The 20166-nt window shown below is 30.1% G+C and carries 18 protein-coding genes; 16 read left to right on the forward strand and 2 right to left on the reverse strand.

Annotated features, from left to right (window positions below):
• The first annotated feature begins 10 nt into the window (after positions 1-10).
• From H5J23_RS06725 to H5J23_RS06760, 8 genes are all read left to right on the forward strand, one after another.
• The gene (locus H5J23_RS06725; protein ID WP_023050850.1) at positions 11-1039 is read left to right on the forward strand and encodes a PTS transporter subunit IIC; all 1029 of its coding nucleotides are present in this window, start codon (positions 11-13) and stop codon (positions 1037-1039) included.
• Between the two features lie 20 nt (positions 1040-1059).
• Positions 1060-1758 carry a DUF554 domain-containing protein gene (locus H5J23_RS06730; RefSeq protein ID WP_185891461.1) on the forward strand — a complete coding sequence of 233 codons (699 nt, stop codon included), beginning with the start codon at positions 1060-1062 and terminating at the stop codon, positions 1756-1758.
• Between the two features lie 151 nt (positions 1759-1909).
• Complete coding sequence (locus H5J23_RS06735) at positions 1910-2830, forward strand: ABC transporter permease (RefSeq protein WP_040407313.1); 921 nt, start codon at positions 1910-1912, stop codon at positions 2828-2830.
• Between the two features lie 9 nt (positions 2831-2839).
• Entirely contained in the window at positions 2840-3850 is a 1011-nt protein-coding gene (locus tag H5J23_RS06740) for an ABC transporter permease (protein ID WP_023050854.1), read from the forward strand.
• A 2-nt stretch (positions 3851-3852) separates the two neighbouring features.
• Entirely contained in the window at positions 3853-4845 is a 993-nt protein-coding gene (locus H5J23_RS06745; RefSeq protein WP_185891463.1) for an ABC transporter ATP-binding protein, read from the forward strand.
• A gap of 9 nt (positions 4846-4854) precedes the next feature.
• A complete protein-coding gene (locus H5J23_RS06750) occupies positions 4855-5835 on the forward strand; it encodes an ABC transporter ATP-binding protein (RefSeq protein WP_023050856.1) in 981 nt (326 codons plus the stop codon).
• A gap of 12 nt (positions 5836-5847) precedes the next feature.
• The gene (locus H5J23_RS06755) at positions 5848-7497 is read left to right on the forward strand and encodes a peptide ABC transporter substrate-binding protein (RefSeq protein ID WP_023050857.1); all 1650 of its coding nucleotides are present in this window, start codon (positions 5848-5850) and stop codon (positions 7495-7497) included.
• Positions 7498-7613: 116 nt separating this feature from the next.
• Positions 7614-9557: a KUP/HAK/KT family potassium transporter gene (locus tag H5J23_RS06760; protein WP_023050858.1), complete on the forward strand. Its 1944-nt coding sequence runs from the start codon at positions 7614-7616 to the stop codon at positions 9555-9557.
• A 35-nt stretch (positions 9558-9592) separates the two neighbouring features.
• Here H5J23_RS06760 and H5J23_RS06765 read toward each other — a convergent pair whose 3' ends face one another.
• Positions 9593-10102 (reverse strand): lytic transglycosylase domain-containing protein, encoded by a 510-nt coding sequence (locus H5J23_RS06765; RefSeq protein WP_023050859.1) that lies wholly within the window; start codon positions 10100-10102, stop codon positions 9593-9595.
• A gap of 467 nt (positions 10103-10569) precedes the next feature.
• Here H5J23_RS06765 and H5J23_RS06770 point away from each other — a divergent pair, with 467 nt between their 5' ends.
• The 8 genes from H5J23_RS06770 (at position 10570) to H5J23_RS06805 (ending at position 19612) form a co-directional block, all read left to right on the forward strand.
• Positions 10570-11919: a CehA/McbA family metallohydrolase gene (locus tag H5J23_RS06770; RefSeq protein ID WP_185891465.1), complete on the forward strand. Its 1350-nt coding sequence runs from the start codon at positions 10570-10572 to the stop codon at positions 11917-11919.
• A 115-nt stretch (positions 11920-12034) separates the two neighbouring features.
• Positions 12035-13183: an L-threonine dehydrogenase gene (yiaY, locus tag H5J23_RS06775; RefSeq protein WP_040407349.1), complete on the forward strand. Its 1149-nt coding sequence runs from the start codon at positions 12035-12037 to the stop codon at positions 13181-13183.
• Positions 13184-13356: 173 nt separating this feature from the next.
• Positions 13357-14400 carry an ABC transporter substrate-binding protein gene (locus tag H5J23_RS06780; RefSeq protein WP_255494358.1) on the forward strand — a complete coding sequence of 348 codons (1044 nt, stop codon included), beginning with the start codon at positions 13357-13359 and terminating at the stop codon, positions 14398-14400.
• An 8-nt stretch (positions 14401-14408) separates the two neighbouring features.
• Positions 14409-15173 (forward strand): alkaline phosphatase family protein, encoded by a 765-nt coding sequence (locus H5J23_RS06785; RefSeq protein WP_023050921.1) that lies wholly within the window; start codon positions 14409-14411, stop codon positions 15171-15173.
• Positions 15174-15187: 14 nt separating this feature from the next.
• Positions 15188-16081 (forward strand): ABC transporter permease subunit, encoded by an 894-nt coding sequence (locus H5J23_RS06790; RefSeq protein ID WP_040407346.1) that lies wholly within the window; start codon positions 15188-15190, stop codon positions 16079-16081.
• Positions 16071-16856: an ABC transporter permease gene (locus H5J23_RS06795; protein WP_185891467.1), complete on the forward strand. Its 786-nt coding sequence runs from the start codon at positions 16071-16073 to the stop codon at positions 16854-16856. Before H5J23_RS06790 ends, H5J23_RS06795 begins: the two co-directional genes overlap by 11 nt.
• A gap of 8 nt (positions 16857-16864) precedes the next feature.
• Positions 16865-17878: an ABC transporter ATP-binding protein gene (locus H5J23_RS06800; RefSeq protein ID WP_185891469.1), complete on the forward strand. Its 1014-nt coding sequence runs from the start codon at positions 16865-16867 to the stop codon at positions 17876-17878.
• Between the two features lie 84 nt (positions 17879-17962).
• The gene (locus H5J23_RS06805; protein WP_185891471.1) at positions 17963-19612 is read left to right on the forward strand and encodes an alkaline phosphatase; all 1650 of its coding nucleotides are present in this window, start codon (positions 17963-17965) and stop codon (positions 19610-19612) included.
• 53 nt (positions 19613-19665) lie between these two features.
• Here the strand turns inward: H5J23_RS06805 and H5J23_RS06810 are convergent, their stop codons facing one another.
• Positions 19666-20124 carry an FUSC family protein gene (locus H5J23_RS06810; RefSeq protein WP_023050916.1) on the reverse strand — a complete coding sequence of 153 codons (459 nt, stop codon included), beginning with the start codon at positions 20122-20124 and terminating at the stop codon, positions 19666-19668.
• Between the last annotated feature and the right edge of the window lie 42 nt (positions 20125-20166).

Here is a 20166-nt window from a genome sequence, read left to right on the forward strand (position 1 = left end):
ATATTTCATTATGAAGATACGTGAATTTTTAAAAAGAAAAGATGTAGAATTATCAGGAAAAAAATATTTTGTAGATGCACTAGGAGCTATGGCACTAGGGATGTTTTCTACTTTAATAACAGGGTCAATCTTAAATATGCTTGGTCAACAATTAAGCATAAAATTTTTAACAGATACTATATGGCCTATTGCTAGAGATATAACAGGAGCAGGAATAGGAGTAGCTATAGCATATAGCTTGAAAGCTCCACCTTTAGTATTGTTTTCATCAACTTTTACAGGAATGGTTGGATACTCTTTAGGTGGACCTGTTGGAGCGTATATAGCATCTTTAATTGGTGCAGAGTTTGGAAAACTAATTTCAAAGGAAACAAAACTAGATATAGTTTTAACACCAGCAATAACAATTTTAGTAGGAGGATTAGTAGGAGTAAGTGTAGGTCCAATTTTAGGAAAGCTAATGACTGCAATAGGATTTTTAGTTATGGAATCAACAGAACTACACCCATTTTTTATGGGAATATTAATATCTGTATTTATGGGAATGGCTTTAACTTTACCAATTAGTAGTGCTGCAATAGCAATGATGCTAAAGTTAGAGGGCCTTGCAGCTGGAGCTGCGACACTTGGATGTTGTACTCAAATGGTTGGATTTGCAGTGACAAGTTTTAGAGAAAATGGATGGGGAGGATTAGTAGCGCAAGGTTTGGGAACATCTATGCTTCAATTTTCAAATATAGTTAAAAATTGGAGAGTTTGGATACCTCAAATATTAGCATCAATTATTTTAAGTCCACTTGTGACGATAGTTTTTAAAATGGAAAATAGTTTTGCAGGAGCAGGAATGGGAACAAGTGGGTTAGTAGGAATACTCGAGAGCTATATAACTATGGATAAAATAGGAAGAGGAGGAGTGAAAACTATTTTTTTAATAATTACTCTTTACATTTTACTCCCAGGAGTGGTAACATACCTAATATCAATTTTTCTTAGAAAAAGAGAATTTATAAAAGATGGGGATATGAAAATAGAAAATTAAGATATAAGGGGAGTGGTAAAATGCTAGGAGTAATAGTGAATACCTTAGCTGTAATTATCGGTAGTTTTGTAGGTTTAATTTTTAAAAGTAAAATTTCAGAAAAGTTTACAAGCTCTATTATGATAGGAATTGGGTTATGTACTCTATCAATAGGAATCTCTGGAACTTTGAAAGGTGAAAATCCATTGGTTTTAATAGGATCAATTATCCTAGGGGTAATTATAGGAGAGGGAATTGATTTAAATGAAAAAATCCAAAATATTGGAGAGTATTTTGAAAGAAAAGTAAAAAAGGATGAAAACTCTAAAGTGTCTGTAACTCAAGGATTTGTTACAGGAAGTCTTCTCTTTTGTATAGGAGCTATGACTATTGTTGGTTCACTAAATGCTGGATTAACAGGTGATAACCAAATGCTTTATACAAAATCATTTTTAGATTTAATTTCATCGACAATGTTAGCAGCAACTTTAGGAATAGGAGTATTATTTTCTTCATTATTTGTTTTTCTTTTTCAAGGATTGTTAGTAGTTTTAGCACAATATTTAGAACCTATTTTAACACAAAATACAATATCAGAGATAACAAGTGTAGGGTCACTACTAATAATAGCATTGGGATTAAACATAATTGGAATAACAAAAATAAAGGTGGCAAACTATCTTCCTGCAATATTAATTGTTCCAATACTAACATTTTTTATAAGAGTAATTGGATTTTAAGCAAAAAACTTTATCTATAAAATTTAGATAAAGTTTTTTTTATACAGTAAAATAAAAAATATTTGCAAAAAATAAAAAAATAAAAAAATATTTGCAAAAAATAAAATAAAGATGTATAATCTTTTTAAATTTTTAATAGGGGGTAAAAAGAATGGTCCTATATATTTTAAAAAGAATTTTAACAACAATTTTTACACTTTTCTTAGTTATCACATTAACATTTTTTTTAATGAGACTCATGCCTGGAGGCCCTTTTGATGGGGAAAAGAATATACCTCCAAAAATCAAAGTAAAATTAGAAGAGAAATTTGGATTAGATAAACCCTTAGGTGAGCAGTATGTAGCATACATAAAAGATTTATCAAGGGGAGATCTAGGGCCAAGTATGAAAAGAGAGGGAAGAACAGTAAACTGGATAATTGGTTATTCCTTTCCAACATCTGCAAAATTAGGTCTAGTAGCAGTATCATTATCTCTAGTTATAGGAATAGCTTTGGGAATACTAGCAGCACTAAACTTTAACAAGTGGCCAGATTCACTATGTATGTTACTATCCACATTTGGTGTAACTATTCCAAGCTTTGTAATAGGAGTTTTCTTAATGTATATTTTTGGAGTAAAATTAAAACTGTTTCCAATTGTGGGACTTAAAAGTTGGCAGTCCTATATTTTACCAAGTGTAGCTTTATCAGGTTATTCAATAGCTTTTATAGCAAGATTAACTAGATCAAAATTAATTGAGGTTATGAAATCAGATTATATAAGGACAGCAAGAGCAAAAGGTCTAAGTAGAGGAAGAATAATTATAAGACACGCTTTAAGAAATACTCTAATTCCAATAGTAACATATCTTGGTCCATTAGTAGCAGGAATATTAACTGGAAGCTTTGTTATCGAAAAAATATTTGCAATTCCAGGTTTAGGAAGTGAATTCGTAACAACAATAACAAATAGAGATTACACAGTTATTTTGGGAGTGACTATATTCTATAGTGCATTTTTAATGATTTGTAATCTAATTGTAGATTTACTTTATGTAGTTATTGATCCAAGAATTAAACTTGATAAATAGGGAGGAAGTATGGCTTACAAAAATATAGAAGTAGATTTTGCTAATTTTAGAGAAGAGATATTTTCTTCTAAAGCTGTGAAATATACTAATACTGAAACTAAAGAGGGAAGTTCAGAGTTAGATTTTACATTTGCTACTGAAAACGAAAAGGTGAAAGAGGAGATAACTAGAAAAAGTTTTACTTTCGCTGAAGATGCTTGGAGAAAATTAAAACAAAATAAACTTTCAATAGCAGGATTAATATTTATTATACTGATAACAACTCTTGCTGTAGTGGTTCCGATTTTTTCAAAATATAGCATCTTTGAAACTAACTTAAGTATGACAAATAGATTTCCAAGTGCAGCTCATTGGTTTGGAACTGACCAACTTGGAAGAGATATTTTTGTGAGAGTTATGTATGGGGCACGTTACTCTTTAGCAATTGCATTTATAGCATCTTTTTTAAATCTAATAATTGGAATTTTATATGGAGGAGTATCTGGATATTTTGGAGGAAGAGTTGATACTTTTATGATGAGAGTTGTGGATATTATATACTCTATTCCAATGACAATATATGTAATTTTAATTATGGTTACTTTTGAAAAAGGTGGATTTTTAAATATAGTTTTAGCACTGGCATTATCATATTGGATTGGAATGGCAAGAATAGTAAGAGGGGAGATTTTACAGTTAAAACAGCAGGAGTATATTTTAGCTGCTAGAACACTTGGAGCTTCAAATAGAAGAATACTTTTTAAACATCTTTTGCCAAATAGTATGAGTTCAATAATAGTTACATTAACTTTACAAATACCATCAGCAATTTTTACAGAAGCATTTTTAAGTTTTATAGGTTTAGGAATTACTCCACCAGCAGCTTCTTGGGGAACGCTAGCAAATGATGCATTAGGTGGATTTAGATTATATCCATATCAATTAGTATTTCCAACTTTAGCAATATGTTTAACAATATTGGCATTTAATCTATTAGGGGATGGATTAAGAGATGCATTAGATCCTAAGGTAAGGGGGTAGTTATGGAAAAGTTATTAGAAGTAAAAAAATTAAGAACATCTTTTGATACACATCATGGAGAGGTGCAGTCAGTTAGGGGAGTGACCTTTGACCTTTTAAAGGGAGAGGTTTTAGGAGTAGTAGGGGAATCAGGAAGTGGAAAAAGTATTACTATGATGAGTATAATGAAACTTCTTGAAGAAAATGGAAAAATAAAAGAGGGCGAAATAGTTTTTAAGGGGCAAAGAATTGATAATATAAATGAGAAACAGATGAATAAAATTAGAGGAAATACAATGTCAATGATATTCCAAGATCCTATGACATCATTAAACCTTTTAATTCCTATAGGAAAGCAGATAATGGAAACACTTATTGTTCATAAAGGGATGAGCAATAGCGAGGCTTTTGAAAAAGCTGTGGAACTTTTAGATGCGGTGGGGATTCCCATGGGAAGAGCTAGAATGAATCAGTATCCACATGAGTTTTCAGGTGGAATGAGACAAAGAGTTATGATAGCTATGGCATTAGCTTGTAGTCCAGAGCTACTTATAGCAGATGAACCAACAACAGCTTTAGATGTAACAATTCAAGCACAAATTTTAGATTTAATGAGAAAGATAAAACAAACAATAAATACATCAATAATTTTAATAACTCATGATTTAGGTGTAGTAGCAGAGATGTGTGATCGTGTAAATGTTATGTATGGTGGAGTAATTGTAGAACAAGGTTTAACAAGGGATATATTTTATAATACAAAACATCCATATACAGCTGGGCTTTTAAAAAGTGTACCAAATCCTGAAAGGTTGGGGAAAGAGCCATTGAAACCAATAATGGGAACACCACCAGATCTTTTAAATCCTCCTAAAGGGTGTCCATTTTATCAAAGATGTGATTTTGCAATGAGAGCGTGTAAGGAGAATATGCCACCACTTTTTAAAATTGATGAGAATCACAAATCAGCTTGCTGGTTAAATCATAAAGATGCACCTAAAGTAAGTATAAGGTAAGGAGGAGAGATGGGAGAAAATTTACTTGAAATAAAAGGCCTTTGTAAACATTTTAACTTAAAGAAAAGTATATTTGAGAAAAATAAAAAAGTTTTACATGCAGTTGATGATGTAACACTAGAGATAAAAAAAGGAGAAACACTTGGATTAGTAGGGGAATCTGGATGTGGAAAGACAACTTTAGGTAGAACAGTTGTAAGATTATATGAACCAACTTCTGGTGAGATAGTATATGATAATAAAAATATAACTAACTTAAATTTTCAAGAGATGAAAAGTTTTAGAAGAAAGATTCAAATGATATTTCAAGATCCATATGCCTCTTTAAATCCGAGACAAACTATTGGAGATATAATAAAAGAACCAATGGAGATTCACAATCTATATGAAGAGAAAAATAGAGATAAAAAAGTTTTAGAGATACTAGAACTAGTGGGATTAAACTCTTCACATATGAGTAGATATCCTCATGAATTTTCAGGAGGACAAAGACAAAGAGTTGGAATAGCTAGAGCACTAGCTTGCAATCCTGAATTTATAGTTTGTGATGAACCAATATCAGCTTTAGACGTTTCAATTCAAGCTCAAATAATAAATACTTTAGAAGAGCTACAAAAGAAATTAGGATTGACTTATCTTTTTATAGCTCATGATCTATCTATGGTAAAACATATTTCTGATAGAGTTGGAATAATGTATTTAGGAAAGTTAGTTGAAATTTCAACAAGTGATGAGGTTTATAATACTCCACTTCACCCTTATACTGAAGCATTATTATCAGCTATACCAATACCAGATCCAGATATATCATCAAAAAAAGAAAGAATAATTTTAGAGGGAGATATACCAACTCCAATAAACCCAAAGGGTGGTTGCAGATTTAAAAGTAGATGTCCAAAAGCATTTGAAAAATGTGAAGAGATAGAACCTAAATTAATAGAGGTTAGAGAGAATCACAAAGTTGCATGTCATTTATATACTAATATCTAAAAGGAGGAGTTTATGTTCGGGAGATTAAATGGAAAAAGTTTAGCAATAGCATCAGCAGTTTTATTTTTAGTTGCATGTGGTGGGAAAGATGAAGAGAAAAAAGCACAGACTTCAGTAGAGAGTAAGAAAAATTCAATATCTTATAATTTAGGAACTGATCCAAGAACAATAGATCCACAGTTAAATACAGCAGTAGATGGTTCAATTGTTGCATCTAACATATTCGAAGGTCTTTTCATGGAAGGGGATGATGGAAAGTTAGTTCCAGCAGCAGCGGAAAGTGTTGAAGTATCTCCTGATGGTAAGGTATATACTTTTAAACTGAAAGAGAATGGAAAATGGTCTGATGGGAAACCAGTAAAAGCACAGGATTTTGTTTACTCTTGGAAAAGAGGATTAACACCAGATACAGGAATGGAATATGCTTACATGCTATTTTATTTAAAAAATGGTGAAAAGTTTTATAATGGAGAGGTTACAGAAGAGGAGATTGGAGTAAAAGCAATAGATGATAAAACTTTAGAGGTAACTTTAGAGAATGCTACACCATATTTTCTATCTTTAACATCTCTACCATCATACTTTCCACTTAGAGAGGATGTTGTAAAAGATAATCCAGCATGGGCAATAGATGCTAAAACTTATATAGGAAATGGACCATTTAAAATTAAATCATGGAGTCCTAAAGAAAATATATTATTAGTTCCAAATGAAAATTACTGGGGAAAAAATGATGTGAAATTGGATGAATTAAGATTTGATATAATTGTGGATGATAAAACTTATTTAAATGCTTTTAAAGCGGGAGAAGTTGACATTATAGATGCTCCTCCAGCTAGTGAGATACCATCTCTTTTAGCTAGTGGAGAAGGAAAAATATATCCATATTTAGGAACATATTTTTATGTTGTAAATGTGTCTGGTAACAATAGTAATCCAGAAGTGGTAAAGTTTTTAGGAAATCCAAAAGTAAGAAAAGCACTTGCTTTAGGTTTGAATAAAAAACTTATTGTTGAAGAGGTTACAAAGGCTGGACAACTTCCAGCTAGAAGTTTTGTTCCAGAAGGAATAGTTGCTACAGACGGAAATGACTTTACAAAGAATAGTGCATATTTGCCTGGAGAGGGAGATGTTGAATTAGCTAAAAAATTAATGGTTGAGGCTGGTTACACAACACCAGAATCTATACCAAAATTAACATTTACATTTAATACAGGGGATGGACATGCAATGGTGGCTCAAGCAGTTCAAGATATGTGGAAGAAAAATCTAGGTGTAGATGTAGATTTAAAAAATGAGGAGTGGGCAGTATTCCAAACAACTAGAAATAATAAAAATTATGATATTGCAAGACATGGTTGGATAGCTGATTATAATGATCCGATGAACTTCTTAGATCTTTGGGTAACTGGAGGAGGAAACAATGTATCAGGATATTCTAATCCAGAGTATGATAATTTAATAAAGGAAGCTCAAAAGGAGAATGATCCAGAAAAGAGAACAGCGCTGCTTCATAAAGCTGAAAATATTTTAATGGATGATATGCCAATAATTCCACTTTATTATTATACAAGTGTTGTTGCAGCTAATCCAAAAGTAAAGGGATGGGTAAAATCACCTTTAGGAGGATATCATTTTAAAAAGGCTTATGTAGAAAATTAATAATTAATCTTAAAAGACTTCATCGATATTTTAGGTGAAGTCTTTTTTAATGAAATATTTAAATGAAAATATATAAAGATAGCGAATAAAATAAAAAAAGGGAATGGAGGAAAGGTATGTTTAAAAATAAGGATATAACAATAGGGTCTTTACTTGTAGCCCTTGGAATAGTTTACGGCGATATAGGAACCTCCCCTCTTTATGTTATGCAAGCTATTCTTTATACTAATAATAGTATAGCAACTAGAGAGTTAGTATTAGGTGGAGTTTCTTTGGTGTTTTGGACACTGACGCTACAAACGACAATAAAGTATGTGGTCTTGACATTACAAGCAGATAATAATGGTGAGGGAGGAATTCTTGCACTGTATGCACTTGTAAAAAGGTATTTTAAATGGCTTATAGTTCCTGCAATAATTGGGGTAGCTGCTATTTTGGCTGATGGAATACTTACTCCTCCTATATCTGTAAGTTCGGCTATAGAAGGGTTGAATTTAATAGTGTTTTTAAAAGAGGATGCAACAGTGATGATAGTACTAGTGATTATATTGTTACTGTTTTCAGTTCAGAAGTTTGGAACAGAAAAGATAGGGAAAATTTTTGGACCTATTATGTTTGTATGGTTTTCTATGATTGGTTTTTTTGGAATCGTTCAGTTGGTACAAAACCCAAGAATACTAGAGGGAATAAATCCATACTATGCCTTTAAACTTTTAGTTAGTGGAAATGTCCCGTATATATTAGGGGCTGTGTTTCTATGTACAACAGGGGCTGAAGCACTATACTCAGATCTTGGTCACTGTGGAAGAGTAAACATATATTATAGTTGGATTTTTGTAAAAATAACATTGCTATTAAGCTACTTTGGACAGGGAGCATATCTACTTTCAAGAGAGGGACATACATTTGTAAATAGTCCATTTTTCTTAATAATGCCTAGATGGTTTATTATACCAGGGGTAATAATAGCGACGCTAGCTGCTATTATAGCCAGCCAAGCTCTAATATCTGGATCATTTACTTTAATATCTGAAGCGATAAAGTTAAATATTTTTCCTAAATTAGCTATAAGATATCCAACAAAGGAAAAGGGACAAGTTTATATAGGAACGGTAAATAAAGCTCTATGTATTGGATGTGTAGGAATAATATTTATTTTTAAACAATCACAAAATATGCAAGCGGCATATGGGCTATCTATAACAATAACAATGCTTATGACAACACTACTTTTATCCCAGTATATAAGATTTGTAAAAAATCAAAAAAAATTATGGATTGTTGTTTTGCTAGTTTTTGGAACTATCGAACTATCATTTTTATACGCAAATAGTTTTAAAATATTAAGTGGTGGATATGTAACATTGATAATTACAGCGGCATTGGCATTTGTAATGTATGTATGGCAGTATAGCTTTGAAATTAAGAAAAGATATCTTAAGTTTGTTAATTTAACTGATTATAAAGAGAATTTTAATATATTAAAAACAGACAGTGAGCTACCTCTTTATGCAGGGAATGTAGTTTATTTAACAAAATCTAAATTATGGAATCAAGTAGAACCAAAGGTTATCTATTCAATATTTAATAATGAACCTAAAAAAGCAGATAACTATTGGTTTATAAATATAAATGTAACAGACGATCCTTATACAAGAGAGTATATTTTTAACAAGATAGAAGAGAATAGAATTTTTGTAATAGATTTTAATCTAGGATTTAGAGTATCTCAGGGAATAAATACACTTATGTTTCAAGTCATTCGTGATTTAATAAAATCAGGAGAGGTCGTATTTAAACCAAGAAACTATATGATAGATTATGAAAACCTTAAAGGTATTGGAAATTTTAAATTTATAATAATAGAAGAGGTATTGGCTTTAGAAAATGATTTCTCAGCATGGGATAGTTTTATAATTTCCACTCAGTTATTTATAAAAAAATTCACAGTTTCTCCTCAAAAATGGTATGGAATTGATACCAGTGTAGTTGATATTGAAAAAGTTCCAATTTTATTTGGTAAAGGGTTACCAGATGAAAATCTAAAAAGAATAAAGTAATAAAAAAGGTCGTATAGTTACGACCTTTTCTTTTGCTATGCTTTTAAATAGTTATATTCTTTCATTACTCTTTTAACATAGTTTTGAGTTTCTCTAAATGGTGGAATACCGTTGTACTTTTTAACATTTCCAATTCCAGCATTATAAGATGCTAGAGCTAATTTCAAATTATTATTTTGCTGTTCTAAACACCAAGCAATATATTTTGTTCCACCTTTTATATTGGCATTCATATCGTTAGGATTAACTTTCATAAGTTTTGCTGTTTTAGGCATAAGCTGCATTAATCCTCTTGCTCCAGCTGTAGAAATAGTGCTATGTTTAAAATCACTTTCAACTTTTATTATAGCAGCAATTAATTCTGGTTCAACATCATGCTTTTCTGAATTCTCAATAATACTTTTATATATGTTAGTAGCAGTTTTTTCTGTAGTGGTATTTTTCTTTACGTAATCTTTTATTTTATCTGAAGAGTTGTTTTCTTGAGAGAAAACGCAGATTGTTAAAATAAAAAATAGCGCAACAAATTTAAATATTAACTTCAATAAACCTCACCTCTTGTAAAAAATATCACATAGTTATTATAACATAAAAACCAATAAAATAAAAGGAAACCGTGGGTCAACAAAAGTGATTGACTACGATTTCCATGATTACTTGCTTATTTATAGATTAAAATTTTTTTTATTTTTTTTGCAATCTTAAGCTTTCTAAATGCAAATTTTCTTTTAAATTTTTTGTTTTTTCCTCTTTTTGTTTCATTAAATCCTTAATTAAAAGACTTTTTAAATCCATAAAAACACCCCCAATTATAACTCCCTTAATAAAATATATACTATATATTTTTTAATAAATCAATATATTCTATATAAATATACAAGAAAAGAGATAAAAATCTTTTTTTGAGATGAATAAAATTATTATTAACGCTAAATTTACTGTAACTTAATTTTGCTTTAACATATTTTTGTTAAAATAAGTATATTTACATAATGTTAGGGAGGAAGTAAAAATGATATTTAAAGGAAGTTTTGATAATGATAAAAATATTGAAAAATTAGAGTATAAATTTATGGTATCAAATGATATTAATAGAATCTCTTTAAATTTAAATAAGGGACCCTTTGAACATATAATAATATCTTTAGAGGATAGCGAAGGAAGAACTAGAATATTAACATCTTTTAAAACTACTAAGAAGAAATATTATTTAACAACGCATTGGGAGAGTACTTCAAATTGTTGTATTCCAGGAGAGTTACCAGAGGGGGAATGGAAATTAAAACTGTTAAAAAACTATGTTGTAAGTGACGAGTTTGAGTTGGAGATAAAAATTGAAAATGGAAATCTGATAAAAAAAGAAAATATGAAAAAGATAACTTTAAAAGATTGCTATTTAGACACAAAAGAGTGGTATGCAGGAGAGCTTCACAATCATACAAATATATCTGATGGAGGTATATCATTAAGAGATATAAAAAAAGAATTAATTAAAAAAGAGATAGATTTTATATTTCCAACAGAACATAACAGTGTTTTAACAAAATATCCAGACATAGATATTCCTGTGATACCTTCAACAGAATTGACATTGGATAATTTGGGACACTTTAATCTGTTTGGTTTAAAAAAATTAATAGATTATTATAATCATATAGATGAAAATGATACTAAAGAGATTTCATTGGCAAAAATATTTAAAGAAGTTAAAAAGCAAGGTGGATATGTATCATTAAATCATCCGTTTCATAATACTTCAAGAATGTTTTTAGGGTTGTTTTATAATATTGATTTAAAAGATTTAGATTTTATAGAGGTAATAAACTCTCCAACAAGAGAAGGGAATAATCCATATTATGATAAAAAAGCATTAGAAGCATTGGATATGTTATGGTGTGATGGACATAAAATATTTGCAGTAGGTGGAAGCGACAATCATGGAGAAAGTTTAGGAGATCCTTTAAACTATATAAGATTAGATAAATATGAAACTAAAAATATTTTAGAAAATATGAAAAAAGGACGAACTTATATATCTAGAGTAGGAGAGATAAAACTTAGAATGGAAAATAATGGACAGATTGTTTATCCAGGAGATGAAATATATGGTGAAATCAGCATAAAGATACTTTCTTCACAAACTTTAATTTGGAGAGTTATTAAAAATGGAAAAGTTATAAATATGATTGTAGGACAAGAGATTAATATTTTTAATGAACTTAAAGAGGGAGAATACCTAAGAATTGAGGGAGTATCAGAAAAAGATGAGCCTATGGTGGTAATAAATCCAATATATAATAGCTTAAAAAAACCATCTTTAGAAAAGTGGTTCCAAATAAAAGAAAAAATATGGGTAGAGTGAAAAAGTTAGCTTGAATACTAATTCAAAATAATAAAAATAAAAAAAGTATTGATTTATAGTACAAAAAGAGTTATTATTGGTGTACACTAAAAAATACATTTATTAGGAGGCTATTATGTCATATGCTTTTTTCATGCCATCAATTTCTTATATGGGAGAGGGATGTATTAAAAATCTAGGAAATGAAATTAAATCGAGAGGTTTAAAAAAGTCTTTAATAGTAACAGATAAAATATTAGTAAATATTGGTTTAGTTAAAAAATTAACAAATGTATTAGATGAGAATAAAATAGAGTATGTTATCTTTGATGAAACAAAACCAAATCCAACAGTGACAAATGTTAATGATGGATTGAAAATTTTAAAAGATAATGGATGTGATTTTGTAATATCTTTTGGTGGAGGATCACCTCATGATGCAGCAAAAGGGATAGCTTTAGTAGCTGCTAATGGTGGAGAGATAAAAGATTACGAAGGGGTAGATAGATCTGCACACCCTCAACTTCCTTTAATGTCAATAAATACAACAGCTGGAACAGCTTCAGAGATGACAAGATTTTGTATAATAACAGATGAAGATAGACATGTAAAAATGGCTATAGTAGATAAAAATGTAACTCCAATTATAGCTGTAAATGATCCAGAGTTAATGTTAGATATGCCAAAGAGTTTAACAGCAGCAACAGGAATGGATGCTTTAACACATGCAATAGAAGCTTATGTTTCAACAATTGCAACTCCAGTAACAGATGCATGTGCTGAAAAAGCTATAGAGCTGATTTCTAAAAACTTAAGAGATGCTGTATTTAATGGAAAAGATATTAAAGCAAGAGATAATATGGCTTATGCAGAGTATTTAGCAGGAATGGCTTTTAATAATGCTTCATTGGGATATGTTCATGCAATGGCCCACCAATTAGGAGGATTCTATGATTTACCTCATGGTGTATGTAATGCAATTTTACTACCTCATGTAGTTAGATATAATGCTGAAGTATCAAAAGAGAAATTAAGAAAAGTTGCAATATTGTTAGGAGTAAATCCTCATATTGTAAATGAAAATAATTCAGCTGATTTAGCAATAGAAGAGATTGTAAAGTTATCAAATGATATTGGAATCCCAAAAGGAATAAAAGAGTTAGGAGCTAAAGAGGAAGACTTTACTATTTTAGCAACAAACGCTTTAAAAGATGCATGTGGATTTACAAATCCTAAACAAGCTACGTTAGAGGAAATTATTGAGATATATAGAAGTGCAATGTAAAAAAATAATATAAATATTTTAAGTAAAGTGTCAGAAAATGTTTCTGGCACTTTTTTGTTTAAAATTTTATTTGAAGTTTAAAGATAGTTTTTACAATTAATTTACTGATAATTTATTTTATATTAACAGGAAGGTGTTAAAGTAAGTTAGAATTAAAGTTTTAGGGAGGAGAAATGATGAAAAAATTTGTTTTATTGGCAACACTTTTATCAACTGTTTTAACTTATGGAGAAACTTTACAAGAGATTCAAGAGAAAGCACAAAAAGAAGGGGAAGTATTATCCGTAGGAATGCCTGATAACTGGGCCAATTGGAAAGATACTTGGAGTCAAATAAAAGAAAAATATAATATAAAACATAGTGATACTGATATGAGTAGTGCTCAGGAAATTGCAAAATTTAAAAATGAGGGAAAAAATGCTACAGCAGATATTGGTGATATAGGAGCAGGATTTGCAAATATTGCTGTGAAACAAGGGGTTACTCAACCATACAAAACAAGCTATTGGGAAGAGGTACCAGAGTGGGCTAAAGATAAAAATGGACATTGGATGTTAGCTTATACAGGAACAATAGCCTTTATAGTGGATAAAGATAAAATTCCAGAAAAAGATATACCTAGATCTTGGGAGGCTTTAAAAAATAGCAAATTTAAAGTAAGTCCAGGAGATGTTGGAACAGCAGCTCAAGCTTCAAGTGCAGTTTTAGCAGCAGCTTATGCATTAGGTGGAAATGAAAATAATATAGAACCAGCAATAAAGTATTTTGCTAATTTAGCAAAAGAGGGAAGAGTATCAGCAGCAGCACCAAATATTCAAAATTTAGAAAAAGGTGAAGTTGAAGTTGGATTGATTTGGGATTTTAATGGTTTGAGCTATAGAGATTCAATTGATAAAGATAGATTTGAAGTTTTAATCCCTTCAGATGGTTCTCTTATAAGTGGATATACAACAATAATTAATAAATGGGCAAAGAATCCAAATGCAGCTAAATTAACAAGAGAATATATATTTAGTGATGATGGTCAAATAAATTTAGCTAAAGGAAATGCAAGACCAATTAGAAAAATTGAGTTGCCAGAGGATATAAAGAAAAGGATGATTCCAGATGAGCAGTATAAGAATGCAAGAGCTATTGAAAATCATGAGGCTTGGGACAAAACTTCAAAAAATTTAGGAAGAGTTTGGCAAGAGGAAGTTTTAGTAAATAGAAAGTAGGAGGGATTATGAAGAAGTTAATTTTAGTTTTAATCGATGGGATGGGAGATCACGTAAGTCACAAAATGGGATATTTAAAAGCTTTAGAATCAGCTAATATGGGGGAAAAATTTACTTTGCTAAGTGAACTTCCAAGTCTTTCAAGACCACTTTATGAAACTATTTTAACAGGGAAGACTCCAATAGAAAGTGGAATAATAAATAATCAGATAAATAGAATGTCTAAGGAGGAAAGTATATTTTCTTTGGCAAAAAAAGCTAATTTGAAAACAGCAGCCGTTGCATACCATTGGGTACACGAGTTATATAACGGACCTTTCAATATAGAAGAGGATATTGAAGTTGAAGATTTAGAAAAAAATATAAACTATGGAAGATTTTATTGGGAAGATAGCTATCCAGATTCTCATCTATTTTCTTTAACTAATAAGCTTATAAAAGATAAAAATCCAGACTTTTTACTTTTACATACTATGAATATTGATGATGCAGGTCATAAATATGGGGGACTTTCAAAAAAGTATGAAAATAGAGTTCACAAATTGAATTACTACTTCTCACACTATTTACCGATGTGGCAAGAGGCTGGATATGAGATTATAATAACTTCTGATCATGGAATGGATGAAAAGGGAAACCATGGAGGAGATAGCAAACTTGAAAGAGAAGTTCCTCTTTGGATTTTAGGAGATATGTCTAAAGATTATAAAGAGAAAAAAATAGATCAAAAAGATATAAAGAAAATATGTTGTGATATTTTAGGAGTAAGTTGAGATTGGAGGAAGCCTTGGAAAATATTTTAAAACTTGAGAAGTCCAAAAAAATAAGTATACCTAAAAGAGGTTTAAAAGAGCATGAGAAAGGATTTTTAATTTTAATTCCTTTTATAATTTTAATAGGAATGTTTTTAATAACTCCTTTTATCTCAGTTGTCATAGGAAGTTTTTTAAATGAATTTAATGAGATTACTTTAGAGAACTATGAGTATATATTAAAAAGTAAATTTATAAAGCAATCGGTTTTTAATTCCATAGAGCTTGCGCTAGTTTCAACTTTTGTTGGATTATTAATCTCTCTTCAAGGAGCATACTCTTTAAACAGATTAAAAAATAGTTCAAAAAAGAATATCTTACTATTTATAAATATGCTTTCAAATTTTAGTGGAATACCACTTGCTTTTGCTTTCATAATTCTTCTTGGAAGCAATGGAGTAATGACAATTTTACTGAAAAATATTGGGCTAATAGATGGGTTTGATGTTTATTCAAAAACTGGGTTGATGCTTATGTACATATATTTTCAGTTACCACTAGGATTACTTTTACTATATCCAGTATTTGATAGATTAGATCCTCAGTGGCAAGAGATGGTTAATATATTAGGGGGAGGAACTTTCACATTTTGGAAAAGAGTTGGAATTCCAGTTATGTTAAAAGAGATTTTAGGAACAGTACTCATAATGTTTGCAAATGCCATGGGAGCTTATGCATGTACGTTAGCTCTAACAAATGGAACATACAATGTAATGACAATAAGAATTACTAGCTATATAGCTGGAGAGGTAGCTTATGAACCAGGTATAGCTAGTGCAATGTCAATACTGTTAGGGGGAATATTGATTTTTGTTGTAATAATAAATGAAGTGATGTTAAAAAAGAAAAGAGGAAAATATGAAAAATAAAATTCATATATGGGTTGTAATAACTATATTAACGACACTGTTTTTACCAATATTAGGGACATTACTATACTCTTTAAGTACTAAATGGACTAATACTTTGTTACCTCAAAGTTTGACACTAAAATGGTATTTAGAAATTTTTCAAAATGAGATGTTTTTAAATGCTATTGGAAAAAGCTTTTGGATATGTTTAATCTCTCTGTTTTTTATAGGGATAGTACTTGTACCAACTGTATTTGTAGCTACTTACTACTTTAGAAAAATAGAAAAAATGATGGAGTTATTGGTGTTAATTTGTTTTGCTGTTCCTGGTGCAGTTTCAGTTGTAGGACTTATAAAATTATATTCAAATGAACCTTTTAGATTGGTAGGAACAACATATATTTTAGTGGGAGTATATTTTGTCTTAGCTTATCCCTTTGTTTATAGAGGGATAAAAAATAGTTTAGCTGGATTAAATATAAAGGAGTTAGTTGAAAGTGCTAATATATTAGGGGCTAGCACAAAAGTAGCTTTTTTTAGAGTGATAGTTCCAAATATTTCAAAGGGATTGAGTGTTTCAATGTTGCTAACTTTTTCTATGCTATTTGGAGAGTTTCTATTAGTAAATATGTTGGTTGGAGGAAAGTTTCAAACTGTTCAAATGTATATAAATAGTATAAAATCTGGATATAGTGGTCATTACTCAAGTGCTTTAGTAATAATGTATTTTGGGATACTATTGATGTTAACAACAATAGCTTTTTATATAGGAGAAAAAAATAATAGGAGATAGATAATATTATGAGTTTTATAGTTGGAAAAAATTTAGAGAAAAGATATGATAAAACTACAGTTTTTAAAAATATAAACTTTAATATAAAAAAAGGTGAGTTTGTGACACTTTTAGGACCATCAGGTTGTGGGAAGTCCACTCTTTTAAGATGTATAGCTGGATTAAATGAGATAAACAATGGAGATATTTATATTGAGGGAGAAAATGTAACAGATAAATCAGCTAAAGATCGTGGCATAGGAATGGTTTTTCAAAACTATGCTCTTTTTCCAAATATGACTGTATTTGAAAATATAGCTTTTGGTTTAGAGATGAAAAAGTTAAAAAAAGGTTATATAGAGAAAAAAGTTGATGAGATGTTAAAGTTAGTACATTTAGAGGAGAAAAGAGATTTTTATCCAGTCCAACTTTCAGGAGGACAAAAGCAAAGGGTAGCTATAGCTAGATCTTTAGCCACAGAACCTAAAATATTGCTTTTAGATGAGCCATTATCAGCTTTAGATGCTAAAGTTAGAAAATCTTTAAGAGAACAATTAAAAGAGATTCAAAAAGAAACTAACGTTACAACAATTTTTGTAACTCATGATCAAGAGGAAGCTCTTACAATTTCAGATAGAGTTTTTATAATGGATAAGGGAAATATAGTTCAAGTGGGAACTCCAGAAGAGATATATACAAATCCAAAGACAGTTTTTATGGCTCAATTTATTGGAAACTATAATATTTTGAAAGATGAGGAAACAAGAAAAGTTTTTGGAAATGAAATATTTGGAAATATAGCTATAAGACCAGAGGCTATATATGTAAGAGAGATTGAAAGAAACTATAATCTAGATGATTTCATACTAAAAAAAGGAATAGTTAAGGATTTTTCTATTTTAGGAAATGTAATTAGATATTTTATTGAGTGTAAGGGTGTCAGCTTAAGAGTGGATCTTTTAAATAGAGGACTTGGAAAGCTTTATGAAATAGGATCAGTTTTGGATTTGATGTTTTTGAAAAAGGAGATTAAATACTATTAACAAATCTTTTACGAAAACTTTATACTTATTTAACATCTGTATGTTAGACTGATTTTAGAAAATAAAAACTAAGGGGGAGTAAAGATGAGTAAAATGAAGATTAAGTTAGTAACACTAACAGCATTTTTAGCAATGACAGCTGTAACACAAGGGGTACAATTAAAAGATGTAAAGCCAGGATTTGCTAAAAATGTAATCTTTTTAATTCCAGATGGATCAAGTTCAACAGTATCAACTTTAACTAGAGCAGTATATAATGATGGTGAAAGTTTAAATATTGACGAGATGGCATCAGGAATGGTAAAAACTTATAACTCAGATACTTTTATAGCAGATTCAGCACCAGCAGGGACAGCTCTTGCAACAGGATGGAAAACACAGGATAAACTAATAGGGGTAAAACCTAAGGCAGCAACTCTAAATGGAGCAAGAGTTCCAGAGGTAGGAGATGAGTTAGCACCAGCAGCTTCAGTTTTAGAAGCAGCTAAGTTAGATGGGAAAGCTGTTGGAATTGTTGCAACTTCTGAAGTATTACATGCTACTCCAGCAGATTTTACAACACACTCAATACATAGAAATAACTACTCTGTAATAGGAGAACAGCAAGTTCATCAAAATTTAAATGTAGTTTTTGGAGGGGGGAAAAGTTATCTTAAAAAAGATAACGCAACAGAGGCAAACTCTAAAAAGCGTACTGATGGAGAGGATATGTTAGAGTCATTACAAGCTAATGGTTATAATATTGTTCAAACTTTAGATGAGATGAAAAGTTTAAATAAAGATTTTGTATGGGGGCTATTTGCTGAAAAAGATATGCCTTATGATTTAGATCGTGATAAAGGTACAACTCCATCTTTAGCAGAGATGACAGAGAAAGCTATTGAACTTTTATCAAAAGATAAAGATGGGTTTTTCTTAATGGTAGAGGGATCTAAAGTTGATTGGGCTGGACACGCAAATAATCCAATTGCCATTACATCAGAGTATGCAGCTTTTGACAAAGCTGTAGGAGTAGCATTAGATTATGCAAAGAAAAATAATGATACTTTAGTAGTAGCAGTAACAGATCATGGAACTGGTGGATTATCTATAGGAAACTTAAAAACGTCATATAATTATCCTGAACTGCCTGTAGATGTATTTACAAAAGATATGAAAAAAGCTAAATTTACAGAGGTTCTAACAGCTGAAAAAATATCTAAAGATAAAGCTAATACAAAAAGTTTAGCTAAAGAGATGTTAGGGTTAGATTTAACAACTGAAGAGTTAAATATGATTGAAAAAACTCAAAAAACATCTGAGATAGAGACGATTTTAGGAAAAGCTATGAGTGAAAGAGCTCATTTAGGTTGGACAACAAATGGGCATACGGGAGAGGATGTACCTCTTTATGTTTACACGTCTAACTATGCAAATCAGTTGACAGGAACTGTTAATAATTCTGATATAGCTTTGTATATTGCAAAAGCTATGAATTTAGATTTAGATAAAGCAACAGATGAGTTATTTGTATCTGGTAAAAAAATTAAAGATATGGGAATAGAGTTAGATATAGATTCAACAAATAAATTCCAACCTGTATTCAAATTAAGTAAAAATGGAAAGCAGTACACATTCCATGAAAATAAAAATTACTATGAAACAGATGGAAAAAAAGTTAAGTTTAATGGAATAGTTGTATTTAATGGTAAAGAGGTATTCATTCCAAATGCAGCTATAAAAGATATAAAATAATAAAAAAGCCACTGAGAGTAAAATATATAAAAAATACTCTAAAGTGGCTTTTATTATTTTAAAATGTTTAATTTTTTAAAGATATATGTAATAACCACGGTTATAATAATTCCAATAAATGTGTCTAGAACTCTTTTGAATCCATATAAGTATGGAGCTTCAGAGGTAATTCTATAAACAATAATTAGAAAAACTACAGAAGCAATAGCAGAGGGTATTTTTAATTTTTTCTCACAAAAGAAAATGATGATAAACTCTCCAACAATGACTTTTAGTATTAACGGGAATGGAATATAAGAAAATATGATACCAATAACTCCACCGATTAGAGTACCAAAGCCTCTATTTTTAGCATTTTCTATTAGCTTTTCAAAATCCACATGAGTTATGATAACACAAGTTATTGCTGTATAAAAAAGACCAATGGGTTCTACATTGAAAAATTGACCAACTACAGTTGTAATAACGATAGATGTAATAGTGATTATAGTTTTTTGAATTAATTGATCCATAAAATTTAAACTCCTTCACTTAAATTGTGTGTTTAACTTTTA

It is taken from the genome of Cetobacterium sp. 2G large, from assembly GCF_014250655.1.
In the GTDB taxonomy this organism is placed as follows: domain Bacteria; phylum Fusobacteriota; class Fusobacteriia; order Fusobacteriales; family Fusobacteriaceae; genus Cetobacterium_A; species Cetobacterium_A somerae.

Bases quoted from the DNA above. Each gene is read 5' to 3' on its own strand.
- yiaY (WP_040407349.1), top strand. From the start codon at position 12,035: ATGTCATATGCTTTTTTCATGCCATCAATTTCTTATATGGGAGAGGGA.
- H5J23_RS06760 (WP_023050858.1), top strand. From the start codon at position 7,614: ATGTTTAAAAATAAGGATATAACAATAGGGTCTTTACTTGTAGCCCTT.
- H5J23_RS06795 (WP_185891467.1), top strand. From the start codon at position 16,071: ATGAAAAATAAAATTCATATATGGGTTGTAATAACTATATTAACGACA.
- H5J23_RS06770 (WP_185891465.1), top strand. From the start codon at position 10,570: ATGATATTTAAAGGAAGTTTTGATAATGATAAAAATATTGAAAAATTA.
- H5J23_RS06800 (WP_185891469.1), top strand. From the start codon at position 16,865: ATGAGTTTTATAGTTGGAAAAAATTTAGAGAAAAGATATGATAAAACT.
- H5J23_RS06735 (WP_040407313.1), top strand. From the start codon at position 1,910: ATGGTCCTATATATTTTAAAAAGAATTTTAACAACAATTTTTACACTT.
- H5J23_RS06805 (WP_185891471.1), top strand. From the start codon at position 17,963: ATGAGTAAAATGAAGATTAAGTTAGTAACACTAACAGCATTTTTAGCA.
- H5J23_RS06730 (WP_185891461.1), top strand. From the start codon at position 1,060: ATGCTAGGAGTAATAGTGAATACCTTAGCTGTAATTATCGGTAGTTTT.
- H5J23_RS06780 (WP_255494358.1), top strand. From the start codon at position 13,357: ATGATGAAAAAATTTGTTTTATTGGCAACACTTTTATCAACTGTTTTA.
- H5J23_RS06755 (WP_023050857.1), top strand. From the start codon at position 5,848: ATGTTCGGGAGATTAAATGGAAAAAGTTTAGCAATAGCATCAGCAGTT.
- H5J23_RS06725 (WP_023050850.1), top strand. From the start codon at position 11: ATGAAGATACGTGAATTTTTAAAAAGAAAAGATGTAGAATTATCAGGA.
- H5J23_RS06785 (WP_023050921.1), top strand. From the start codon at position 14,409: ATGAAGAAGTTAATTTTAGTTTTAATCGATGGGATGGGAGATCACGTA.
- H5J23_RS06810 (WP_023050916.1), bottom strand. From the start codon at position 20,124: ATGGATCAATTAATTCAAAAAACTATAATCACTATTACATCTATCGTT.
- H5J23_RS06750 (WP_023050856.1), top strand. From the start codon at position 4,855: ATGGGAGAAAATTTACTTGAAATAAAAGGCCTTTGTAAACATTTTAAC.
- H5J23_RS06740 (WP_023050854.1), top strand. From the start codon at position 2,840: ATGGCTTACAAAAATATAGAAGTAGATTTTGCTAATTTTAGAGAAGAG.
- H5J23_RS06745 (WP_185891463.1), top strand. From the start codon at position 3,853: ATGGAAAAGTTATTAGAAGTAAAAAAATTAAGAACATCTTTTGATACA.